This window comes from Corynebacterium sp. NPDC104732 (assembly GCF_055583565.1).
Genome location: NZ_JBVJNS010000009.1, coordinates 1 through 22632, shown reverse-complemented (window position 1 = coordinate 22632; position 22632 = coordinate 1). Strand labels below are relative to the sequence as shown.

The following is a 22632-nucleotide window of genomic DNA, read 5'->3' as shown; positions in this document are numbered from 1 at the left end:
TGTGCTGGGGACGACGGTCAGGGTGAGCTGTGTTCGACAAGAAAAGAAGGAAACTTCAGGTGCGTAATCTGTGAAGAGAAATGGTAGAAAATGTTTGGCTGGTAGACGAGCGGTATCTAAGAAGGGGTCACCAATTCCTAGGCCGATAATTTCCTTAGAACCGAACAGCTGGTAAAGTTGCCGTGTTGAATGTCTCTCGTGCGCTTTACTGTGCGAGCCGATAAAAATTACTTACACCGAGCCCGATTTCCCAACAGAGAAAACGGGTGCCAGGAGGATATGTGTCCGCCCTTATCTCAGCGTTTAAGGACGTCGATCTTCGCAAGAAGATCTTGTTCACCATCGCGATGATCATTCTGTACCGCATCGGTGCTCAGATACCATCGCCAGGTGTTGATTACGCATCCATCGCGGGACGTCTGCGTGAGCTGACCCAGGAACAGAACAGTGTCTACTCACTGATCAACTTGTTCTCCGGTGGCGCACTACTGCAGCTGTCGATCTTCGCCATCGGCATCATGCCGTACATTACGGCCTCGATTATCACCCAGCTGCTCACCGTAGTTATTCCACACTTCGAAGAACTGAAGAAGGAAGGCCAGTCCGGCCAGACGAAGATGACGCAGTACACGCGTTACCTCACCGTCGGCCTGGCGCTGTTGCAGTCCTCCGGCATCGTCGCGCTCGCTGACCGTCAGCAGCTGCTAGGCCAGGGCGTGGAGGTGCTCAAGGCGGACCGCAATATCTTTGACCTCATCATCCTTGTTGTGACGATGACTGCTGGTGCTGTCCTCGTGATGTGGATCGGTGAACTCATGACCGACCGCGGTATCGGTAATGGCATGTCACTTCTGATCTTCGCTGGCATCGCCACTCGCCTGCCTGCCGACGGGATGAACATCTTCCGGAACTCGGGTGCTACCGTCTTCGGTCTGGTGCTCCTCGCCGTCTTGATCCTGGTCGTCGGCGTGATCTTCATCGAGCAGGGCCAGCGCCGCATTCCAGTGCAGTACGCCAAGCGCATGGTTGGTCGCCGTCAATACGGTGGCACCTCCACCTACCTGCCGCTGAAGGTCAACCAGGCCGGTGTGATCCCCGTGATCTTCGCGTCCTCCCTGATGTACGTCCCCGTGCTCATCACCCAGATCATTAACTCCGGCTCTGCTGTGGTGCCGGACAACTGGTGGCAGCGCAACGTCATCCAATACCTGCAGACCCCATCGTCCTGGCAGTACATCGTGGGCTACTTCGCGCTCATCATCTTCTTCTCGTACTTCTACGTCTCCGTTCAATACGACCCGAATGAGCAAGCAGATAACATGAAGAAGTACGGTGGCTTCATCCCGGGCATCCGCCCAGGACGCCCAACCGCGCAGTACCTCGGATTTGTCATGAACCGCCTGCTGTTTGTCGGTTCGCTGTACCTTGGCATTATTGCGGTATTGCCAAACATCATGATGGATCTCGGTGTTAACTCCGGTGCGGCAAACGCTACACCATTCGGTGGCACTGCAATCCTGATTCTCGTTTCCGTTGCCTTGACCACGGTCAAGCAAATCGAGAGTCAACTACTCCAAAGCAACTACGAAGGATTCCTGAAATGAGACTCGTACTCCTCGGCCCTCCGGGCGCAGGCAAAGGTACCCAGGCAGCCATTCTCTCCGAGAAGCTCGGCGTGCCACACATCTCCACCGGCGACCTGTTCCGGGCGAACATCGGCGAGGGCACCCCGCTTGGTGTCGAAGCTAAGTCCTACATCGACGCCGGCAAGCTTGTCCCTACCGATGTCACCGCGCGCATGGTGGAAGATCGTCTGAACCAGGAAGATGCTGCCAACGGCTTCCTGCTCGATGGCTTTCCACGCACCGTGGAGCAGGCTGACATCCTTGCTGACTTGCTGACAAAGAAGGGTGTCTCACTCGACGGTGTTGTGAACTTCAAGGTGTCTGAGGACGTCGTCGTCGAGCGTATGCTTGCCCGTGGCCGTGCAGACGACAATGAGGAAACCATTCGTACTCGCCTCGGTGTCTACCGTGATGAGACCGCCCCGCTGATTGACCACTACGGTGACCAGATCATCGCCATCGAAGCAGAGGGCACCGTTGAGGAGATCAACGCCCGTACGATGGAAGCCCTCGGAAAGTAAACTTTTCCAGTGCTCAAGCCGGCTGCAGCTTTAGTGCAGTCGGCTTTTTACTTTTAAGTAGGAACCATGGGATTTCGGAAAAAGAACAAGAAAATTGCCGCCAAAACTGCCGGCGAGCTAGACGCGATGCAAGCGGCAGGAGAGATCGTCGGGCGTACATTGCAGGCAGTGAAAGCCGCAGCAGGCCCGGGCGTTACGACGCTCGACCTTGACAAGGTAGCCGAAGCAACTATCAGGGAAGCCGGCGCCATACCTACCTTCCTCGGTTACGAAGGTTTCCCGGGTTCCATCTGTGCCTCGGTCAATGACGTGATCGTGCATGGCATTCCCTCAAATGACACGGTCCTCGCCGAAGGCGACTTGGTCTCCATTGACTGTGGCGCCACTTTCGACGGTTGGGTAGGGGACTCGGCTTGGTCCTTCTGCATTGGCGAGGCAGACGAGGACGTGCAAAAGCTGAATCAGGCGACCGAGTGGGTCCTTATGGAAGGCCTGAAAGCTATGGTTCCTGGCAATCGCCTGACAGATGTGTCCCACGCGCTAGAGGTGGCGACCAGAAAAGCGGAGCAGAAGTTCGGGGTTGAGCTCGGGATTGTAGACGGCTACGGCGGACATGGTATTGGGCGTACCATGCATGAGGATCCGTTCCTTCCCAATGAGGGTAAGGCAGGGCGAGGGCCCCTCATCCAAGAGGGATCTGTCCTGGCAATTGAGCCAATGCTCACCCTCGGTACGGAGGACTCAGCTGTGCTGGAAGATGACTGGACAGTGGTCACCTTAGATGGTTCCTTTGCTGCCCATTGGGAACATACCGTTGCTGCAACTGCGCACGGTCCACGAATTCTTACGCCACGAAAATAACTACTAGTTGGGAATTTTCTTGGAGCTTGCCTTATACTCCTTGACTATGAACAAGCACCGTAAGCCTTCTGCTTTCCAGCGTCGCGTGGCTATCGCCGCATCGACGGTTGTAGCCGCCGCTGCTGTCATGCTGCAGCCGGCTATGGCAGCCCCGGTCATTCCAGGTTCTTCGGTCCCTGGTTCCTCCGAACTGCAGACCGGATCTACCGACTTCGCCGCGGAAGCCGCATGGAATGCGCGTAACGCTGTCTACAACTCCACCGCAGGTTTGCCACCAGCGCAGCGTGACGCACTCCGCAAGGCTGCCGACGACAACCTCCGCGTGATGTTCCCGGGGCTGCTGGAATCGAAGATGCCAGCACCCGCACCGGCACCCGCCCCTGCGCCAGCCCCTGCACCAGAGGCGAACATTGACCGCGGATCTTGCCCGCCACAGGCACGGGTGTGCCTGGACAAGGCTGGCAACCGGGCTTGGCTGCAGCACGGTGGGGAAGTTACATACGGGCCGGTACCTGTGTCGCACGGTGCGCCAGGTTGGGAGACTCCGTCAGGTAACTTCCATGTCACCCGTAAAGTTAAGGATGAAATTTCCTACATCTTTGACAATGCGCCGATGCCAAACGCGGTGTACTTCACTAACGACGGTGTCGCATTCCATGCGGGACGCATCGACTGGCTCTCCCACGGCTGCGTCCACCTACGCTACGAGGACTCGGCAGTGTTCTTCAATGACCTTCAGGTCGGCGACATGGTTTACGTCTACTAACTATTCAGTTTCCGACACGCCCTAAGACCGCACCCTATTTTAGGATGCGGTCTTGCTTTTTATGGTAACCAGCCGGTATCCTTGTTCGTTGGTGTACGTACACGTGCGTTCACCCACCTTCCCACCCAAGGGAAAGTGACATCTACCAGGCATTTTGTACTTGGAAGTGCCAGGGAAAGCGGAGGATATGGCTAAAGAAGGCGCTATTGAGGTTGAAGGCAAGATCATCGAGCCTTTGCCAAATGCAATGTTCCGTGTCGAACTAGACAACGGTCACAAGGTACTTGCCCACATCTCGGGCAAGATGCGTCAGCACTACATTCGTATCCTTCCAGAGGATCGCGTCGTAGTGGAACTGTCTCCATACGACCTGACCCGCGGTCGCATCGTCTACCGCTACAAGTAAACAAAGTTATTCGCCTTCACATTCCAGGTGTTTTGCAGCTCTGGTGCGTCGATAAGCGCAGCAGACAAACACTTCCTTTACCTCCGGCTACGGTGGCTGGAGCCCTGTGATTGCGTAGCCCACTTCCCGGCTCATCCGCCCGGGTGAAGTGCTATGAGACAGGGATGAATGTGGAGAAAACCACCGCAACAACCGGAAAGGTACGTACCACTATGGCACGTCTAGCTGGTGTTGACCTTCCACGCAACAAGCGCATGGAAGTCGCACTTACCTACATCTACGGCATCGGCCCAGCCCGTGCTGCCAAGCTGCTCGAAGAGACTGGCATCTCTCCTGACCTGCGCACCGACAACCTCACCGACGAGCAGATCGCTGCTCTGCGTGACGTTATCGAAGCCACCTGGAAGGTAGAGGGTGACCTCCGCCGTCAGGTTGCAGCCGACATCCGTCGCAAGATCGAGATCGGCTCCTACCAGGGTCTGCGTCACCGTCGCGGCCTCCCAGTTCGTGGTCAGCGCACCAAGACCAACGCCCGTACGCGTAAGGGTCCTAAGAAGACGATCGCCGGAAAGAAGAAGTAAAAAATGCCTCCTAAAGCACGCACTGGCGCGCGCCGCACTGGCCGTCGCGTCGTAAAAAAGAATGTGGCGCAGGGCGCCGCATACATCAAGTCCACCTTCAACAACACCATCGTGTCCATCACGGACCCATCCGGTGCTGTTATCTCCTGGGCTTCCTCTGGCCACGTCGGATTCAAGGGCTCCCGTAAGTCCACTCCGTTCGCTGCTCAGCTGGCTGCCGAGAACGCTGCTCGCAAGGCAATGGAGCACGGCATGAAGAAGGTCGACGTCTACGTCAAGGGCCCAGGCTCTGGTCGTGAGACTGCAATCCGTTCCCTGTCCACCGCGGGTCTCGAGGTTGGTTCCATCACCGACGTCACCCCACAGCCACACAATGGCTGCCGTCCGCCTAAGCGCCGTCGCGTTTAATCAGGGAAAGGAAGAGTAACAAACTATGGCTCGTTATACCGGCCCTGTAACCCGTAAATCCCGCCGCCTCCGTGTCGACCTCGTCGGCGGAGACATGGCATTCGAACGTCGCCCATACCCTCCGGGACAGGCTGGCCGCGCTCGCATCAAGGAGTCTGAGTACCTCCTCCAGCTGCAGGAGAAGCAGAAGGCTCGCTTCACCTACGGCGTCATGGAGAAGCAGTTCCGTCGCTACTACGCTGAAGCAAACCGTCGCCCAGGCAAGACCGGCGACAACCTGATGATCCTGCTCGAGGGTCGTCTGGACAACGTTGTTTACCGTGCAGGCCTTGCACGCACCCGTCGTCAGGCACGCCAGCTTGTCTCCCACGGTCACTTCACCGTGAACGGCAAAAAGGTCAACGTTCCTTCTTTCCAGGTTTCTCAGTACGACATCATCGATGTTCGTGAGAAGTCCCGCAAGATGATCTGGTTCGAAGAGGCTCAGGATAACCTCGTCGACGCAGTCGTCCCAGCATGGCTGCAGGTCGTTCCATCCACCCTGCGCATTCTCGTGCACCAGCTGCCAGAGCGCGCTCAGATCGACGTTCCAATTCAGGAACAGCTCATCGTCGAGTTCTACTCCAAGTAATCTTTCGCTTTTCGCCACCAACCTGGTGGCGGCGAGCACCACAGTCCATAACTGCCTACTGGCGTCAAATAGCGGGCGTCACATAAGGAGAAGTTCATGCTCATTTCACAGCGTCCAACGCTCACCGAGGAATACGTTGACGAAGCACGCTCTCGCTTCATCATCGAACCACTGGAGCCAGGTTTCGGCTACACCCTCGGTAACTCGCTGCGTCGTACCCTGCTGTCTTCCATCCCTGGTGCAGCAGTGACCAGCGTCAAGATCGACGGTGTGCTCCACGAGTTCACCACCATCGGTGGCGTGAAGGAAGATGTTTCCGACATCATCCTGAACATCAAGGGCATTGTGCTGTCCTCTGACTCTGACGAGCCAGTGGTCATGTACCTGAGCAAGTCTGGCGAAGGCGTCGTCACCGCAGGTGACATTCAGCCTCCAGCGGGTGTGGAGATCCACAACCCGGATCTGCACATCGCTACCCTCAATGAGCAGGGACGCCTGGACATCGAACTGGTTGTTGAGCGTGGCCGCGGCTACGTCCCAGCAACCCTCAACGCTGGCGGTGGCGAGATCGGTCGCATTCCTGTTGACCAGATCTACTCCCCAGTGCTCAAGGTCAGCTACAAGGTGGAAGCTACTCGTGTTGAGCAGCGCACCGACTTTGACAAGCTGATCATCGATGTCGAGACGAAGAACTCCATCTCCGCACGTGATGCCCTTGCTTCCGCAGGCAAGACCCTGGTTGAACTGTTCGGCCTCGCACGCGAGCTGAACACCGCAGCCGAAGGTATCGAGATTGGCCCATCTCCACAGGAGACTGAGCACATCGCAGCCTACGGCATGGCTATTGAGGATCTGAACTTCTCCGTTCGCTCCTACAACTGCCTGAAGCGTCAGGAAATCCACACCGTCGGTGAGCTCGCTGAGTGCACCGAATCAGACCTGCTGGATATCCGCAACTTTGGCCAGAAGTCCATCAACGAGGTCAAGATCAAGCTCGCCGGCTTGGGCCTGACCCTGAAGGACGCTCCGGAAGACTTCGACCCAACCCAGATCGAAGGCTACGACGCCGAAACCGGCGAGTTCATCGACTTTGACCCGGAAGATTCTGAGTAAAACGCCCTAAGGCTTCCGCCACCCGGGAGCCTGCGCTCATAAACCTGTACACGAGGAGTACAACAATGCCTACCCCTAAGAAGGGCGCCCGTCTCGGCGGTTCGGCTAACAACCAGCGTAAGATCCTGTCTAACCTGGCTGCTCAGCTGATCGAGCACGGCGCAATCAAGACCACCGATGCCAAAGCAAAGGTTCTGCGTCCATACGTAGAGAAGATCATCACCAAAGCTAAGGCCGGCACCATTGCTGACCGACGCAACGTAGCTAAGCTCATCACGAACAAAGAAGTTGTTGCTTACCTGTTCAACGAGCTGGCTCCTAAGTTCGAGAACCGTGCTGGTGGCTACACCCGCATCATCAAGCTGGAGAACCGTAAGGGCGACAACGCTCCTATGGCCCAGATCTCCCTGGTCCTCGAAGAGACCGTTTCCGCTGAAGCTACCCGCGCAGCCCGCGCAGCTGCTTCCAAGAAGGCTGAAGAAGCTCCTGTAGAGGACGCTCCAGAGGTCGAGGCAGACACCGCTACTGACGCAGCTGCTGAAGCTGAGGCAGTAGAGGCCGAAGCCGAGGAGAAGTCCGAGAAGTAATTCTCAGCTCCTGAAAAGCCGCCCCGTCATGTACGTTGGGGCGGCTTTTTGTTGTGTGTGGGTGGGGTTTTCCGTAAAACCCGGAAAGTGAACCTCGGGTTTCGGGCTAGAAATGCCAAATTAGCAAAAGTGAAGCCTGGAAAGTTGCCGAGATCCGGGAAATGCTTCCCGGGGATTGTAGGGGAGGCGAGCAACGAACAGTGAAGGAATCTAACAGTGATTGCTGACATCAATCGGCTAGGCGGTGCGTTTAGCGTCCGGGTGGAGCCTTTTCGACAAGAGGATTTTGTGGCGAGCAGGCTGTGTGATCCCACATTGCCCGATGCTGCAACAATGGTGGGCGCTCATGCTGCCGTGCGAGGACTTGAGCCAAATCGTTTCGCTGGTTCATTGGTTTTCCAGCGTTATTGCCACCGGGTTTGCGGTGCAGCTGTGGCGGCGTTGGTGTTGCATGACAGCGTGCTGGATGTATCCATGCCTAACTGTGCGATGCGGTTTCGGGAGGGGAGTCCCGATACGTTGATTCTGAGGAACCTAGAAGTACTGCCGGTCGCGGATCCGAAAGCTGTCGTTGATATGACGGTCGGCCAGCATCTTGAGCCGTTGGCACAAGTGATTTCGAAGGTGAGTGGCCCTGGGATGCCAAATTTGTGGGGGAATATGGCAGCGGGGTTTGCGGGGGCGTTTCGTAAACTTTCGTTGCAGGCATATAATTCTGCGGAGCTGGCTCGAGTGCGGGCGCTTGCGGAGCAGGCGGCGGCTGCACACCCGAAGTTGGAAAGGGGTGGGAGCTATCGGCTCGTGACGCTGGGGGAGAAGACCCAGCTCCAGTTTGAGCGGACGTCGTGTTGCCATTGGTATGCGGCGAAGGATGGGAAGTATTGTTCGTGGTGTAGCAAGATTTCGCCTCAGGAGCGGCAGCAGCGGTTCCTGCAGTTGCTTCAAGACCAGTAAGATAGCTTCATCATGGACAGCTCAGATTCAGTGAAACTTCGCCTCGACCTTGCCTATGATGGCACCGATTTCCACGGGTGGGCTCGACAGGTTCCGAAGGAGGGCGAACCGGAGTTGCGCACCGTGCAGCAGGTGCTGGAAGATACCCTCTCGATGGTGCTGCGGGAGCCGATTCAGCTGACTGTGGCTGGGCGCACGGATGCTGGGGTGCACGCTCGGGGACAGGTAGCGCACTTTAGCGTCGGTAAGCAGGCGTTGGCGCAGCGCACGATCGATGGTGATCCATCGCGACTTATCCGTCGGCTGGCCCGCCTGTTGCCGGATGACATTCGCGTTCAGAGGTGTGGTGTTGTCCCAGAGGAATTCGATGCCAGGTTTTCGGCGCTGCGCCGTCACTACGTGTATCGGGTGAGCGCTGATCCCGCTGGGGCGTTGCCGACCCGGGCTCGTGACACGGCGCATTGGCCAAAGCCGGTGGATCTGGCGAAGATGCAGGCAGCGGCTGATGTTCTGGTGGGGTTGCATGATTTTGCGGCGCTGTGTAGAGCGAAGCCGAATGCGACGACGGTGCGGGACTTGGAAGTATTCCAGTGGCATGATGTTTCCACTGCGGAGGAGCCACTGTTGTACGAAGCCCATGTGAGTGCAGACGCGTTTTGCTGGTCGATGGTGCGTTCGCTGGTGGGCACGTGCCTGACAGTGGGCGAGGGACGCCGCGATACTGGGTTTGTCGCGGGGCTGCTCACGATGGACAAGCGTTGTTCCGAAGTGCCTGTGGCGCCGGCGCATGGGTTGTCGTTGGTGGGGGTGGACTACCCGGCGGATAGTGATTTGCAGGCGCGGGCGGAGGCGACACGCGGGCTGCGGACTCTTCCGTGACCTGTGACAGCGCGCCCTTGCCGGGAATTACCCCCGACATGGCCTAAGATTACTGAGGTCAAAACGGCGCAAAATGTGAAGGTGGGTTAATGGGTATGGTCAGCACAGCAGCGATAGCAGTTGCGGTGTTCACCGTTCCAGGCTTGATTGTTGCGTGGCTATCGGGTGCGCGTGGCCAGTGGGCTGTTGCGGCGTCACTCCCAGCGACCTTCGGCATTTATGGGCTGGCGGCCTGGGCGTTTGGTCTCACCACCATTACGTTTAACGCGAAGTCGGTGGCGCTGTTTACCGCTGGTCTCGCGCTGTTGGCGTTGGTGTGGAACGGCGCATTTTTTGCTTACCGACGTCGCCGCGCCGCCCGCCTCACCACCGAAGGTGGGGACACGCAGCCTGCACCGCGGCGTGACTGGCGCACCGGAACCCTCCTGGATCCCACCTGGATACTGCCGGGCCTCGGTATGGCCGGTGGCATTGCGTACATTTTGCACAGGTCGCTGCAGCTACTCGGATATGCCGCTGGGAAGATGGATAGCATTTTCCAGGGCTGGGATGTGCACTGGCATGCCAGCGTGGTGCGCTACGCGGTGGAAACGGGTATCGTTTCGCCGACCCGCATGGGCGAGCTGCAAAACACTGAGACCCTGGCAAAGATGTACTACCCGACGGCATGGCACGCAGGGGCGGCTCTGCTGGCAGAGCTGGCGAACATCTCACCGATCGCAGCGACGAATCTCACCGGCATCGTCATTCCAGCTGTGGCGTTCCCGATCTCTGTGGGGCTGATTGCCTGGCGTCTGATCGGGCGCCGGGGGATCACAGCGCAAATCGCCGCTGCGTTGGCCCCACTGATTGTTGGTGGCTTCCCGGTCCTCCACTGGATTGGCCTCTACGTGGGGGCCTGGCCTTATGTGGCGGCGGTCGCGACAAGTGGCATCGTGTTGGCCCTGTTCATGACGGTGCCTTACAGCCCGATCCGCAGTTTCCTCGCTGCGCTCGCGTTCATTGGAATGGTGCAGATGCACCCTTCCGCTGCGACGATCGTGGTACTCGGGTTGGCGCTGTGGTGGCTGCTGTACCTGCTGTGGGTGCCTGCGCGTAAGCCCGCCAGTGTGAAGGGACATATTGGCTGGAGGCTTCGCGACGTCGCATTGCTCGGCGTTACCGGCCTGGTTGGAGTGGTGGCGCTGCTGCCACAGATCCTCATCGGCGCGGAGCAATCAGAGGAAGTGAAGGCATTCACCGCCACCGAGGACTTGAGCCTGGTGGAGGCCTGGAAGACTGCGATCTTCATGAACACCCGGCACGCTGTTTCCTTCGAGCTGAATGTGTCCCCGTGGGTGTGGATCGCTGGCGCGGGCGCAGCGGTGCTCGTGCTGTGGCGTCGTAACCTCTGGGCCCCGGTGTTCTGGTTCCTCAGTGTGTGCTTTACCGTTAACTCACTGCGCCCATTTGGCAACACGTGGGGCAAATACTTTGAGATGATCGGCGCGCTGCACTACAACACCGGGCACCGCCTGGTCATGCCGGTAGCGATGTTCACCGTGGCATTCGCAGCGGTTGCTATTGCCGTGGGTATTCGCCTGCTCACCGGCGGCCCACTAAAGAAGTACACCGCGGTCACCAGTGCTCTGGCGGTCCTGGTTGGCGGTGGTGCAGCGTATGTCATCCAGGACACCGTCCGCACCGGTATGGAGCGCGGCAGTGCTTGGGCCATCAACTCCGCCCGCGACGGCCGCCTGGTCAACGAGCTGGACCTCAAGGCTTTCGATTGGCTGGCCAAGCAACCACACGCCTACGACGGCACGATCTTCTCTAACCCCGACGAAGGCAGCGGCTGGATGTACGCCTACAACCGGCTGCCGGCGTTCTACAAGCACTACCTGTGGCCGAACACCACCATCGAGTCCAACACCAACAGCCTGTTCTGGCACCCGATGCGACTCGGCCAAGGCAACTTCGACGTGCCTGAAGAAGCGAACCGTGTTGATGTGGCTGCTCGCGAACTGAACGTAAAATACATCTACATCTCCCCACCAAACTTCTGGTGGTTCCAGGCACCTCGCCCAGACTTCGAAACCGGCCTGATCAACACCCCAGGCGTCACCCCGGTGTACAAGGACCACCACGTGATCATCTACGCCGTCAACGCCGCGTTTACTGACGAAGAGATCCTGAAACTTCGCGAGCCGGGCAACTCCCCTGAGAAACTGCCACCACTGCGCACCAAGGGCGAAGCCGGGAAGAACACAAGCTGGGCAGACTACAACGACCCCTACATCCATAGGCCAACCATCCCGCACCGCGGCCGCGACTCCCACTTCGAATGGCTTGTGGAACGCGACAAACTCAAAGGACTCGATGCCGACGGTGTGAAAACCGGGGACTCTGTAGCCGCCGAACAACAAGACAAACCGCCGGCACCACCATCCCAGTAGCACTGCGAGTGCCACAGTCCCCCGGTAAGGTGTGAACACGAAGCAATCGGTCACATAAAAGGGGGGAAGGCCGTGAGCGGAGTAATTTCGTCCACCACCAAAGCACAAATTAGCGGACACAAATTCCTGGTCCGGCGAGTAGAACATGGCGTGGTTCTCGGCGACACCAGGATGATCTCCGACCCACTAGGTGCCCGGAAACGCGCCGCTCTCTTTGGTCTCGTCGGAGTGGCCATCATCGCTGCAGGCTCCGGCGCACTCGCACTGTTCGCTCCAGCGGTGGATCCTGGGGACGCGCCCATCATTCGCACCGAAAGTGGTGCGCTGTACGTCCGGCTGCCCAGTGACAGCGGAACAGCGCTCCACCCGGTGGCGAATGAGGCTTCGGCGAGGTTGGTCGTCGGTAAGCCGGAAGCTGCGACGAAGGCGTCGGCCGCAGTGCTTGACGGGCAGCAGCGGGGCGCTCCCATCGGAATCCTCGGCGCGCCGGGCGTGATCGCACCGCACCCGCAGCCCGCCCACACCTGGTCAGCGGTGCACAGCGGCAGCGACGTCACCGTTGTCGCAGGCACCGCCCCCGCCCCGCTTACCGACGCCCAGGGCCTCCTCGCCCACGCCGACGGAAGAACCTGGGTCATCACCACGGCCGGTCGAGCCGAGCTACCGCCAGACGACACCCCACTCGGCCGCAGTATCCGCAGACGCCTCGGAATCACCATTGACACACCCATGTGGCGACCACCAGCCCAACTGCTGTCTGCCGTGACAGAGCTACCTCCCTACCGAGAAGTAATCGGCGACATCATCGCAACCGGCACCGAATATTGGCTGCTGCGCCACGACGGGCTCGTACCCCTCACCGGCCTCCAAGCCCAGATCGCCAGCGACCTTGGGGTTGTGCAACGCCCCGTTCCGTCTCATACATTGCCCGAGTACCCTGACGCCGTGCGCGTTGTCGCCGAACTTCCCCTTGCCACGGTGCAATGGCAAACACCAACACACGTCTGGGTACGCGCAGACGGCCGAGTCGGGCTAGGCGAACCTGCGCCACACGGTATCTCACTCGCAGGTCAAGCAACTGCAACACGCTTTTCGGGCCCAAGCATCGGCGCCATCGGTGTCGATACTGGTAATGGGATCGTGCTAGTCACTGATTACGGAGTAACCCACACGGTAGCCACCCCGGCGGATGCTACGGCGCTCGGCGTCGTTGATCCCCAAACCGCACCCTGGCCAATACTCGCGTTACTTCCGCGCGGCGCGGAACTATCTCACACTGCTGCCCTGAAGCCACAAGGGTAGGGGCCCTTTCGGGGAAGTGTGCGGGTGAAGGGGTGTTCCGGGTGTTTCAGGGGTTTTGACGATGTTGGATTGACGATGCTTCGAGGTCAGCTTAATGAAAAAGGCTGGTATCCAGGGATCATCGTCATTTCACTATCGTCATAGGACTTCAAAAAACCCAGCCCTTCACATCATTTTGCGCCACGCTGCCAGTAGGATCCCGAGGCTCGCGAGCCCGATGGCGGTGATGAGTAGAAACGTGAGCGCGCGCTGCTGAATGCGCATGTCGGGTTCCGCTGGCTGCGTTAGTGATACTTGCTGGTGGTAGGCCTCGCCCACAATAACAGTAAGGGCGGTGGTGGATGAGATGTGTCCTGTTCCAGGTGAGGCGCTGGCTGTGATTCTGGCGCGCAGCTGGGCGGGCGTGTCCTCGGGATAGCGCTGGGTGAGGAGTGCCGCCACGCCAGACACCACTGGGGCGGCGAAGCTGGTGCCCAGGAATGGTTGTTGCTGGGCTTGGTGGTGCATGCCGGTGGCGAAGCCTTCGCCGTGCGGGCTTAGTCCCACCGGAACTCTACCGGGGGCTGAGTATGGTGTGCCACTGGTGGGGAGTGAGTATTGTGCCAGGTCGTGGCTTGTTTCGGACGCTGATACAGCGATGACGGTGGGAGAATGCGCTGGGTAGGATATGGATCCTGCTGGGCAGGCGGTGCCGATGTTTCCGGCAGCTGCGATGACCACGGCGCCACTGTGCTCGGCGCGGAGGAGGGCTTCGTCGAGCACGCGGGTGTCGAGGGAACCTGCGAGGTGCGCGGGGACGCAGGAAGCGAGGGACACATTGATCACGTGAGCGTCCATGTCGATGGCGCGGTGCAACGCATCTGCCAAGGTAGCGATGGTCCCCGTTGACTCTTCTGGTCGGGCAGGGGAGCGCAGCACGCTGCTGGATTGGCGGATCGCGATGATCTCTGCGTCGGGTGCGATGCCGAGGAGGGCGTCGTCATGCTGCGGTGCGGGGCGGGCGGCGATGATCCCGGCGACGATGGTGCCGTGGCCGTCGCAGTCGTGAAACGCCCCGCCGCTTTCGCCAGTGCCGATGAGGTCCCCACCGTCCGCGACCTGGCCGAGGCGGGGATGGGTAGCCACACCGGTATCGATCACCGCCACCTTCACCCCTGCGCCGGTGGCGAACCGGTGGGCGAGCAGAAGTTCCGCGGGAGGGGAACCGTGAGGGGCCTGCGCCGGGATCGGGGCGGGGCATTCCGGTTCGGCTGCTAACGCAACAGGAGCAGGGGTACCCGCCAGAACAGCGAAAATACAAAGTAGTACTAGGGTGCGCATTAGCCGAGGCCTCTAATGGCGTCGAAAAGCCCGGCGAGGTGGGCTGCCAGCGGAAACACTGCCGCCAGGGCAAGCGTCTCCCCACGCTCCAGCCAGTTGAATACCGTTGGCGACAGCCCCCGGATCCGGTGCGCCCACAGTGGTGCGGTGAGCCCAAGCATCATCGCCACCACCGCCACGACTGCCCCACCCGGCCCGGCCGCCGGCCCGGAAAAGACCACCGCTCCCAGCCCAGCGAGGAACCACAACCACAGGCCCCACATCGCTGGCGTGCTGCGGTGCCTCGTCGCGTGCAAGGCCACCGCAATGCTGCTTGCCAGCGCAAAACCGCACACAAATCCAGGGCTGGGGGTGCGCCACCCCAGATACAGCAGCGCCAACGCCGCCACCGCCCCAGCACCTAAACACACCCCGTCCAGCACCCTGGTCGCACGCCACGCCCGCTCCACAGGCTTATCGACGGCCTGATCAGCCACCCGCAAATCCTGCCCGGCAGCCGGGAGCGCTGGAACCTTCAACCCGGCCACCACGGTCGCAAGCTGAGGCGACGCCAACAGCACCGCGAAACACACCGCCACGGCAACCGCCGCAGCGGACAGCGTGCTCCCCGAGACAATGAGGACACCGGAAGCCACCACCACGATCGCGGCAGCCGTGAACAGCAATACCACAAGTGACAGCCCTGGTCTTGTCACCCACCACAGAAACAACGCGGTGACCAGTGCCGCCACCACCGAAGCGATGGCAAGCCATCCCACGTGTGCTGGATCGCTTGGCCCCATGCTGCCCGCTACCAATGTCCACACCGTAGTCCCAGAAGCTAACGGGAGGGCGAGAGCAAACATTCCAGCCGACAGATTTTCCTCTGGCGCAGCAGTTCGCAGCCACGCCGCCACGCACCCAGCGAGAACCAGCAAAAGCAGCAACAACGCGGAATTCGTGACAGTGGGAAGTGCGGCCGTCAGTGAGAGAAAACCCAAGCTGACTAGCCCTAGCAGCGCCGTGGACGCGGCGAGACCGTGGGCGGAAAAGGACAGGTCAAGGTCAGTAAGGGCTTCGGCGGCGTCGGTACGTAGCGGCGGATCGATGTCCTCCCATGGGGAAAACACCAGGACATCACCGTGTGTGACTCCAGCGTGGGGAAGTGGCACGGACATGTCTACCGGGGTGCCAGCCACCGTGCGTGTCAGCCACGGAACAGAGATCATGGGTGCTCCGGCGAGTTCCGTAAGTTCCGGGAGGGCTTCCTCCAGCGATGACGAGGCCGGAACGGTCACGTCCACTGACTTCGGCGGCGCCGAGGACAACTCGCCCACCTCGAACCGGCAAGTAATGCGAAGTGACGTGGTCAGATGATGCGGTGCGGTCAAAACAAACCCCCATTGCGAAACCGAAAGCCTTGGTGCATCAACCCCCTTGGTGCACCAGCGCCACAACTGTGACTGCGGATACGCTCAGCATGGCCTAAACTTGGCGCCGTGTCCACTCGAAGCTTCGGGGGAAGCTCGTGGAATCAAACACTCAACCTGGGGGAATAATGACATCGACGTCGCTCGAACCACTTCATGACCAGCTGGAATTCGAACCAGAATACGTGATTGCGCCGATCAGTATGGCGGAGCGTGAACCCGCGCCACCCGTACCAAGCGGATCCATCCACACGGAGAAAATCCCTCCGGCGTCAAAACCACAGCCCATGCCATTGGTGCGCATACTTATGCCAGTGATCATGCTCGTGGCCGTCGGCGGAATGCTCGCACTGATGATCACGGCGGGCGGGCAGGCTCACCCGATGATGCTCATGTTTCCCGTCATGATGCTGATGAGCATGGCCACCATGTTCGGCTCCCCACCGGGCGACGATATTGATGAAACTCGCCGTGCCTACCTGCGGCATTTGAGTGCGGTGCGGGATTCCGCGGTCCGTAATGCCTCAGCGCAGCGAGCCGCGGAGGTGCACAAACATCCGGACCCGGCGTTGCTTGGGGCAATGGTGGGAACCCGGCGGTTGTGGGAGCGCAATCCCGATGATCCTGATGCGCTGGAAGTCCGGTTGGGGCTGGGAACCACTGCGTTATGTACCCCAGTGGTGGTGCCGGATTCTGGCGCTCCAGAGGACCTGGACCCGGTGTGTGCGGTGTCGTTGCGGCATACGGTTCGCTCGGTGGGATCAGTGCCGCACATGCCGGTGGCTGTGCAGCTGCAGGCGTTTCGTTACCTCGGGGTGGCTGGGCCGATGGCGGGCGAGCTGGCCCGTGCGCTGATTATCCAGTTGGCGTTTCATCACGGGCCGGAGTGCGTCGGGATTGAGGCACGTGGAGACTCGCTGGCCTGGACAAAGTGGTTGCCCCATGCGCGGGAGCCACAGTCCGCCCGCTTTCGGATTCTGATAGCAGACGACACCGCCGACATTAGTACTGAGCTGGATAATCCGCAGTGGACGACCATCGTTGCGCTCGGTCACCACGAGCACAGCGAGGTGGGAGAGCGGGCCATCACTGAGGGGCTGTGGCTGACGGTTGGCGCGGATTCAGTGCGCACGCTGACGGTGCACACGGAAGGCGGGCTGGAGGATATCGGCGCGGCAGACGTTCTCAGTGAGGCTGCGGCGCTGCACTGCGCCCGCACGCTCACCGCTTATCGACGCCCCGCAGCTACCGCGACCCGCTCCCTCGATTTCTTAGGTCTACACGGCATCGCTGACCTGGAAGAATTACGCCCGGAACAGCTGTGGCGGCCGTGCAAGAGCGCGCAGCAACGGTTGAACGTACCGATCGGAGTCACCGAATCAGGTGCGCCCCTGTACCTGGACATTAAGGAATCCGCACACGGCGGGGTGGGGCCTCATGGGCTGTGCATCGGGGCGACTGGCAGCGGCAAGTCCGAAGCGCTGAAAACATTCGTGGTGTCCTTGGCGCTCACTCACTCGCCGGAGGAACTCAATTTTGTGCTGGTCGATTTCAAGGGCGGCGCTACTTTTTTAGGACTAGACGATTTGCCCCACACCTCCGCGGTGATTACCAACTTGGCGGATGAATCGAGCCTGGTGGAGCGCATGCATGAGGCAATCAGCGGAGAGCTGACACGCAGGCAAGAGGTGCTGCGGCAAGCGGGGAATTTCGCCAATGTAGGCGAGTACCAGGCTGCTCGGGAGAGCACCCATCCGCATCTTCCGCCCCTTCCTGCGTTGGTGATCGTGCTGGATGAGTTCTCTGAGCTGCTGGGCCAGCACCCGGATTTTGCGGATCTCTTTGTGGCGGTCGGCCGACTGGGCAGATCTTTGCATATGCATCTGTTGCTGGCCAGCCAGCGGCTGGAAGAAGGTCGGCTGCGGGGCTTGGATTCGCACCTTTCCTACCGCATTGGGCTCAAGACGTTTTCGGCGTCGGAGTCCCGCCAGGTGTTGGGCGTGGTGGATGCGTACCATCTTCCGGCGACGCCGGGCGCTGGGTTCATTAAGTCTGATGCCAATGATGTCACTAGGTTCCAAGCGAGTTATGTGTCCGGACCGGTTCCCGTCCGCGTGGTGGGAACCGGCACTGACCAATTGGGCGTGCAACTGTTTTGCAGTGCAGCTGATATCGCGGAACCGGAGGAGGCCCAATACCAGTTGGATTCTTCTCGGACGGTGCTGGGCGCGTTGATTAAGGTGATCGTGGCTGCGGGCCAGCAGGTGCGGTGGCATGCCCACCAAATGTGGTTGCCTCCACTGCCGGACCAGCTGCCGTTGGCCGGGGTGGCTGATGAGCTGGGGATATGCCGGGCCGCCATCGGTATGGTGGACCGGCCGTTCCACCAACGGCAGGACCCTTTCGTGGCGGATCTAAGCGGCGGCGCCGGGCATGCCGTGGTGTGCGGTGGTCCGCGTTCCGGCAAGACGACGGCGCTGCGCAGCATCGTGTTGTCACTTGCTGCCACCCATCACACTGCTGATCTGCGGTGCTACATCCTCGACTTAGCGGGCACGGAGTTGGGCGCAATGGCGGCCATGCCTCACGTTGCTGGGGTCGCGCACAAAAATGATCCCGAGAAGGTACGACGTGTAGTGGATGAAGTACGGAGCTTCATCGATGATCCGCAGCCGGGCCACACGTTCCTCGTGGTGGACGGTTGGCACGTGGTGAGCAGCGATTTTGAGGAACTCTATGACTCGTTTGTCGCCATCGCATCTGATGGTTTGGCGGCGCGGGTCCATTTGTTGCTCAGTACACCGCGATGGAACCTGATTCGCCCCGCGATCCGAGACTTGCTGGGCACCCGGATAGAGCTCAAGCTCGGCGAGCCGATGGATTCAGTGATTGACCGCAAAGCGCAACAAAAGCTCTCGGACAAGCCGGGCAGAGGGCTGAGCAATGAGGGCGAGTCGATCCTGGTGGCGTATTCCACCAACCAGGATGTCGGGCATGTCATCATGGCGGCGCGTAGCAAGAACCTGCCTCCGGTGCCGCGTCTCAAGGAACTGCCCGTGTCCTTGGCAGCGGCCGAGGTGGGGCACTGCCCGGGCATCCCCTTCGGGGTGGGTGGCCCCAGTCTTGGTGCGCTCGGGTGGGACCCGGAATCTTCGCCGCATGTGCTGTGCATTGGCGGGCAAGGTTCCGGAAAGACGGGGTTCATGAGGACGGTGGGCAGTGGCGTCGTCAAGCTCGGGCGGGAGGCCGCGCGCTTGGTGGTCATTGACCCGCGCCGCAGCCACCTCGACGCCTTCCCCGCAGACATGGTCGCAGCCTACGGCGCCACCACGGACGCCATCAGCCAGGCAGTCGCCAGCGCCGCCACCACGCTCAAGGGCCGACTGCCGGGCGCTGACGTTACCGCTGCCGACCTGCGCGCCCGGTCGTGGTGGTCAGGGCCGGAGATTTACCTGCTTGTCGACGACCATGACCTGCTTGCGGAAGGCGCACTGCAGCCGCTCATTCCGCTCATCCCGCACGCCCGTGACATTGGGTTGCACATTGTCGTTGCTAGGAAATCAGGCGGTATTGGGCGCGCGCTGTACACTCCGTTCTTCGCAACCGTCAAAGACAACTCGCCCAGCGTGCTGCTTCTCGACGCCGACCCCGACGAAGGCCGCATCTTCGGCATCAAACCAACCAAGCAAATCCCAGGCCGCGGTGTGTGGCACGTCGCCGGCACCACGATTGGGGCATGCCACGTAGCGCAAACCTAAGGAAGAACCATGAAACTCATCACGGTGACGGTGCTGGAGAACGCCACCATCTTCGAAGCAGAGGAACAAATACACCGATACGACCTGCCCTGCTCCGGGATCCTGGCGGGGTGGGCGGTAGCAGCCGTCGTTGACCAGCTGAAAGTCATGGCCGACGGGGTCTGGCCCGACATTGAAGTCGCGATCACCGGGCCAGACCGGGCCGTCGAAGTCCTCACCCGCACACTCCTGAACAAATCCGTGGCAGCCTACAACGCTGACGAAGTCGAAACAGACCACCAGGCGCCGCCGGCGATCCGGAGACCAACCAAGGGACGTCGTAAAGCAGCGCTACCCACAGTGAGCCTGTTCCATGTCGCCGTCGCGCTGGTGATCATTACCGTTTTAGTGTTGAGCTGGTGGGGGATTGATAGCCAGCCACACACCACCGCGCGGGCGGAAAACCCCGTGGCTACCGCTTCGCCCACGCCTTCCCATGGGGTGGTGATGGAATACGAACGCGTCCGGCTTACCTTGCCGCCGGGGTTTCGCATCGGGCCCCGGGAAGACGGCATCCTTGTTGCCACAGGGGAAGACCCCAACATGAGAATCCTCATTGCTGTCGATAACACCTACGGCGTCGACGCAGGCGCCATCCGCACCGAAATATCCAGTATGGTGGCCAGTGACCCGACACTCGAAGAAAGAGTAACGCGGAACCTGCGCCCCAACGACCCCACCGTCGAATACCTCGAAACCCCAGGAGACGGCAGCACCGTGGCCTGGGTCGTGTGGGTTACCGCTGGGCAACAATTCAGCGTCGGTTGCCACAGCAAGGGAGAACCCACCATCGCGCAAAAAGCAGCTTGCACCATGGCAGTAGAGAGCTTGGGCCTGAGCTAAAAACTTTTTTAAAAAGAATGGAACCTTTTCGGGCGCTCGCGGAGTCTAAACATAATGAGGGCAAAAAAATTGGCCCCACACTACACACCATTCATACGGGGGAATCACAGAAATGACTCAACTGTTCAGGACTGAAGCTGATGTCATGGTCGCCGCCGCCGGGCGCGTCGATGGCACCAACAATGAAGTACAAGGGGAACTGACCAGGCTGCGCGGCGTCGTCGACGGTCTCCGCGGCAGCTGGGCCGGCAACGCACAAGTCAGCTTCGACAGCCTGATGGAGCGCTGGAACACCTCGGCACGCGAACTGCACGAAGCACTCCAAGCCATCGCCGACAACATCCGCCACAACGCGAAAAACTTCGACGGCATGGAAGCCGAAAACGCCAGCGCATTCAACAACATCGAAGCCCAAGGCCTCGCGCTCTAACAACAACAGGGGGAAACCATGGAAAGCATGATCAAGTACCAATTCGGCGAAATCGAAAACGCAGCAGCCGACATCAACGCCACCTCCGGCCGCATCAACTCGCTTCTCGACGGCCTCAAGTCCCAACTCCAGCCCATGGTGACATCCTGGGAAGGTGACTCCGCGACGGCCTACAACGAAGCTCAGGCTAAGTGGGATCGCGCCGCGAACGAGCTCAACACCATCCTCGCGACGATCTCCAAGACCGTCCGCGAAGGAAACGACCGCATGAGCGACATCAACCGCATGGCCGCAGCAAGCTGGGGCTAAACCTACTACCAACCATCAACCGGGGTCTGCTGTTCGCGCAGGCGCCACCCGCACACTACTCGTTGTGGAAGGCGAGTGCGGGTGGCGCCGGCGCGATTTTCACTTTTAGGCACTCATGTTTTAGGATTGGTTGTCTGTGTGTGCAGCCCCAAGGGGCAGCAGCCGTTCGGGTCTCCACCGGCCGCCGAATCGGATCTTGAGCGCACGCGTCTTGGCTGGCAGTTCCTAGACAGACTTATAAGGAGTCATTTTGTCTACTTTTCACCCAAAGAGCGGTGACGTAACCCGCAAGTGGTACGTCATTGACGCTACTGATGTGGTTCTGGGGCGCCTCGCAGTTACCGCTGCTGACCTGCTCCGCGGCAAGCGTAAGCCATACTTCGCACCAAACGTTGACTGCGGTGACCACGTCATCGTCATCAACGCTGACAAGGTGCACATCTCCGCGAACAAGCGCGACACCGAGTTCCGTTACCGCCACTCTGGCTACCCAGGTGGTCTGACGACCCTTTCCCTGGGCCGTTCTATGGAACTGCACCCAGAGCGCGTTGTCTTCGAGGCAATCCAGGGCATGATGCCGCACAACAAGTTGACCCGCGCTTCCGTAAAGAAGCTGCACGTCTTCGCAGGTTCCGAGCACCCATACGCTGCTCAGAAGCCTGAGACCTTCGAAATCAAGCAGGTGGCACAGTAATGACTGAACAGAACGTAACCGAGAACCAGGATCTTCAGGCTGACGCTGCAGACATCGCTGCTGCAACCGCTGCTACCGAAGAGTTCACCAACACCATCGGCGACATCGTAGCCCCAGAGGCTACCGAAGAAGCAGCTGTTGCTGCTCCTATCGAGATGGACGGCCCAATCCAGACCGTCGGTCGTCGTAAGCGCGCCATCGTCCGCGTCCGCATGGTGCCAGGCACCGGCGAGTTCAAGTGCAACGGCCGCTCCCTGGAAGACTACTTCCCGAACAAGCTGCACCAGCAGCTGATCAAGGCCCCACTGGTCCTGATCGACCGCGAAGGCCAGTTCGACATCCACGCAAACCTCACCGGTGGTGGCCCAACCGGCCAGGCTGGCGCATTCCGCCTCGCGATCGCTCGCGCGCTGAACGCTTACAACCCAGCTGACCGCGCAGCCCTGAAGAAGGCTGGCTTCCTCACCCGTGACGCTCGTGCAGTCGAGCGCAAGAAGGCTGGTCTCCACAAGGCACGTCGCGCACCTCAGTACTCCAAGCGTTAATACGCTTCGTACTTACGCGAAACACCGCCCCTCCCGAAACACCATCGGGGCTGGGGCGGTGTTTTAGTTTTTGAGGGGGGTGTTCCTATATAGTTTGTCAACTCCGGGGGTGGATTAGCCTGGGTTGATTTTTCAGCCGGGGTTGTTTGGCCGTGTTGTTTTCTGGCATGGCTGTTAGCCGACTGGGGTTTCCCAGTCGGCTGTTTGGTTCTTGAG

General features: G+C 60.0%; 22 protein-coding genes. 20 read left to right on the top strand and 2 right to left on the bottom strand.

Translation table 11 applies throughout. From position 1 onward, the window contains the following. The first annotated feature begins 281 nt into the window (after positions 1 to 281). The 14 genes from secY to eccB all read left to right on the top strand — a co-directional run bounded on the left by secY (position 282) and on the right by eccB (position 13069). Positions 282 to 1604: a preprotein translocase subunit SecY gene (gene secY, locus ACZ6ZO_RS07865; protein WP_182386927.1), complete on the top strand. Its 1323-nt coding sequence runs from the start codon at positions 282 to 284 to the stop codon at positions 1602 to 1604. Next, positions 1601 to 2146, top strand: a complete 546-nt coding sequence (locus tag ACZ6ZO_RS07860; RefSeq protein ID WP_465291785.1) for an adenylate kinase — start codon at positions 1601 to 1603, stop codon at positions 2144 to 2146. Before secY ends, ACZ6ZO_RS07860 begins: the two co-directional genes overlap by 4 nt. Before the next feature lie 66 nt (positions 2147 to 2212). After that, positions 2213 to 3007: a type I methionyl aminopeptidase gene (gene map, locus ACZ6ZO_RS07855; RefSeq protein ID WP_182386925.1), complete on the top strand. Its 795-nt coding sequence runs from the start codon at positions 2213 to 2215 to the stop codon at positions 3005 to 3007. A gap of 46 nt (positions 3008 to 3053) precedes the next feature. After that, positions 3054 to 3773: a L,D-transpeptidase gene (locus ACZ6ZO_RS07850; protein ID WP_182386924.1), complete on the top strand. Its 720-nt coding sequence runs from the start codon at positions 3054 to 3056 to the stop codon at positions 3771 to 3773. A gap of 187 nt (positions 3774 to 3960) precedes the next feature. Then, entirely contained in the window at positions 3961 to 4179 is a 219-nt protein-coding gene (gene infA, locus ACZ6ZO_RS07845; RefSeq protein WP_025251938.1) for a translation initiation factor IF-1, read from the top strand. Between the two features lie 212 nt (positions 4180 to 4391). Beyond that, complete coding sequence (gene rpsM / locus ACZ6ZO_RS07840) at positions 4392 to 4760, top strand: 30S ribosomal protein S13 (RefSeq protein WP_156193765.1); 369 nt, start codon at positions 4392 to 4394, stop codon at positions 4758 to 4760. A gap of 3 nt (positions 4761 to 4763) precedes the next feature. Next, positions 4764 to 5168: a 30S ribosomal protein S11 gene (rpsK, locus tag ACZ6ZO_RS07835; protein ID WP_182386923.1), complete on the top strand. Its 405-nt coding sequence runs from the start codon at positions 4764 to 4766 to the stop codon at positions 5166 to 5168. 25 nt (positions 5169 to 5193) lie between these two features. Then, a complete protein-coding gene (rpsD, locus tag ACZ6ZO_RS07830; RefSeq protein WP_182386922.1) occupies positions 5194 to 5799 on the top strand; it encodes a 30S ribosomal protein S4 in 606 nt (201 codons plus the stop codon). Positions 5800 to 5895: 96 nt separating this feature from the next. Beyond that, positions 5896 to 6912 carry a DNA-directed RNA polymerase subunit alpha gene (locus tag ACZ6ZO_RS07825; RefSeq protein WP_182386921.1) on the top strand — a complete coding sequence of 339 codons (1017 nt, stop codon included), beginning with the start codon at positions 5896 to 5898 and terminating at the stop codon, positions 6910 to 6912. Between the two features lie 65 nt (positions 6913 to 6977). Next, complete coding sequence (gene rplQ, locus ACZ6ZO_RS07820; RefSeq protein WP_182386920.1) at positions 6978 to 7499, top strand: 50S ribosomal protein L17; 522 nt, start codon at positions 6978 to 6980, stop codon at positions 7497 to 7499. 216 nt (positions 7500 to 7715) lie between these two features. Then, positions 7716 to 8453 carry an IucA/IucC family C-terminal-domain containing protein gene (locus tag ACZ6ZO_RS07815; RefSeq protein WP_465291779.1) on the top strand — a complete coding sequence of 246 codons (738 nt, stop codon included), beginning with the start codon at positions 7716 to 7718 and terminating at the stop codon, positions 8451 to 8453. Positions 8454 to 8465: 12 nt separating this feature from the next. Next, positions 8466 to 9332, top strand: coding sequence for a tRNA pseudouridine(38-40) synthase TruA (gene truA / locus ACZ6ZO_RS07810; protein ID WP_465291777.1), 867 nt, complete (start codon positions 8466 to 8468; stop codon positions 9330 to 9332). 95 nt (positions 9333 to 9427) lie between these two features. Further along, a complete protein-coding gene (locus ACZ6ZO_RS07805; RefSeq protein ID WP_465291775.1) occupies positions 9428 to 11767 on the top strand; it encodes a DUF6541 family protein in 2340 nt (779 codons plus the stop codon). 72 nt (positions 11768 to 11839) lie between these two features. Further along, complete coding sequence (gene eccB / locus ACZ6ZO_RS07800) at positions 11840 to 13069, top strand: type VII secretion protein EccB (protein ID WP_465291773.1); 1230 nt, start codon at positions 11840 to 11842, stop codon at positions 13067 to 13069. Positions 13070 to 13234: 165 nt separating this feature from the next. On the opposite strand, the gene mycP is transcribed toward eccB, so the two are convergent. After that, the gene (mycP, locus tag ACZ6ZO_RS07795; protein ID WP_465291771.1) at positions 13235 to 14389 is read right to left on the bottom strand and encodes a type VII secretion-associated serine protease mycosin; all 1155 of its coding nucleotides are present in this window, start codon (positions 14387 to 14389) and stop codon (positions 13235 to 13237) included. Next, a complete protein-coding gene (gene eccD, locus ACZ6ZO_RS07790; protein WP_465291769.1) occupies positions 14389 to 15759 on the bottom strand; it encodes a type VII secretion integral membrane protein EccD in 1371 nt (456 codons plus the stop codon). Before eccD ends, mycP begins: the two co-directional genes overlap by 1 nt. Before the next feature lie 167 nt (positions 15760 to 15926). Here eccD and eccCa point away from each other — a divergent pair, with 167 nt between their 5' ends. The 6 genes from eccCa (at position 15927) to rpsI (ending at position 22416) form a co-directional block, all read left to right on the top strand. After that, positions 15927 to 19556, top strand: coding sequence for a type VII secretion protein EccCa (eccCa, locus tag ACZ6ZO_RS07785; protein WP_465291767.1), 3630 nt, complete (start codon positions 15927 to 15929; stop codon positions 19554 to 19556). 9 nt (positions 19557 to 19565) lie between these two features. Then, a complete protein-coding gene (locus ACZ6ZO_RS07780) occupies positions 19566 to 20438 on the top strand; it encodes a type VII secretion-associated protein (RefSeq protein ID WP_343159231.1) in 873 nt (290 codons plus the stop codon). Positions 20439 to 20550: 112 nt separating this feature from the next. Then, on the top strand, positions 20551 to 20868 hold the full coding sequence (locus ACZ6ZO_RS07775; RefSeq protein ID WP_208768702.1) for a WXG100 family type VII secretion target: 318 nt from the start codon (positions 20551 to 20553) through the stop codon (positions 20866 to 20868). An 18-nt stretch (positions 20869 to 20886) separates the two neighbouring features. After that, the gene (locus ACZ6ZO_RS07770; protein ID WP_182386908.1) at positions 20887 to 21177 is read left to right on the top strand and encodes a WXG100 family type VII secretion target; all 291 of its coding nucleotides are present in this window, start codon (positions 20887 to 20889) and stop codon (positions 21175 to 21177) included. Between the two features lie 250 nt (positions 21178 to 21427). Then, the gene (gene rplM, locus ACZ6ZO_RS07765) at positions 21428 to 21871 is read left to right on the top strand and encodes a 50S ribosomal protein L13 (protein ID WP_182386907.1); all 444 of its coding nucleotides are present in this window, start codon (positions 21428 to 21430) and stop codon (positions 21869 to 21871) included. Next, on the top strand, positions 21871 to 22416 hold the full coding sequence (gene rpsI / locus ACZ6ZO_RS07760) for a 30S ribosomal protein S9 (protein WP_208768703.1): 546 nt from the start codon (positions 21871 to 21873) through the stop codon (positions 22414 to 22416). The genes rplM and rpsI overlap by 1 nt, the downstream gene beginning before the upstream one ends. Positions 22417 to 22632 lie beyond the last annotated feature (216 nt).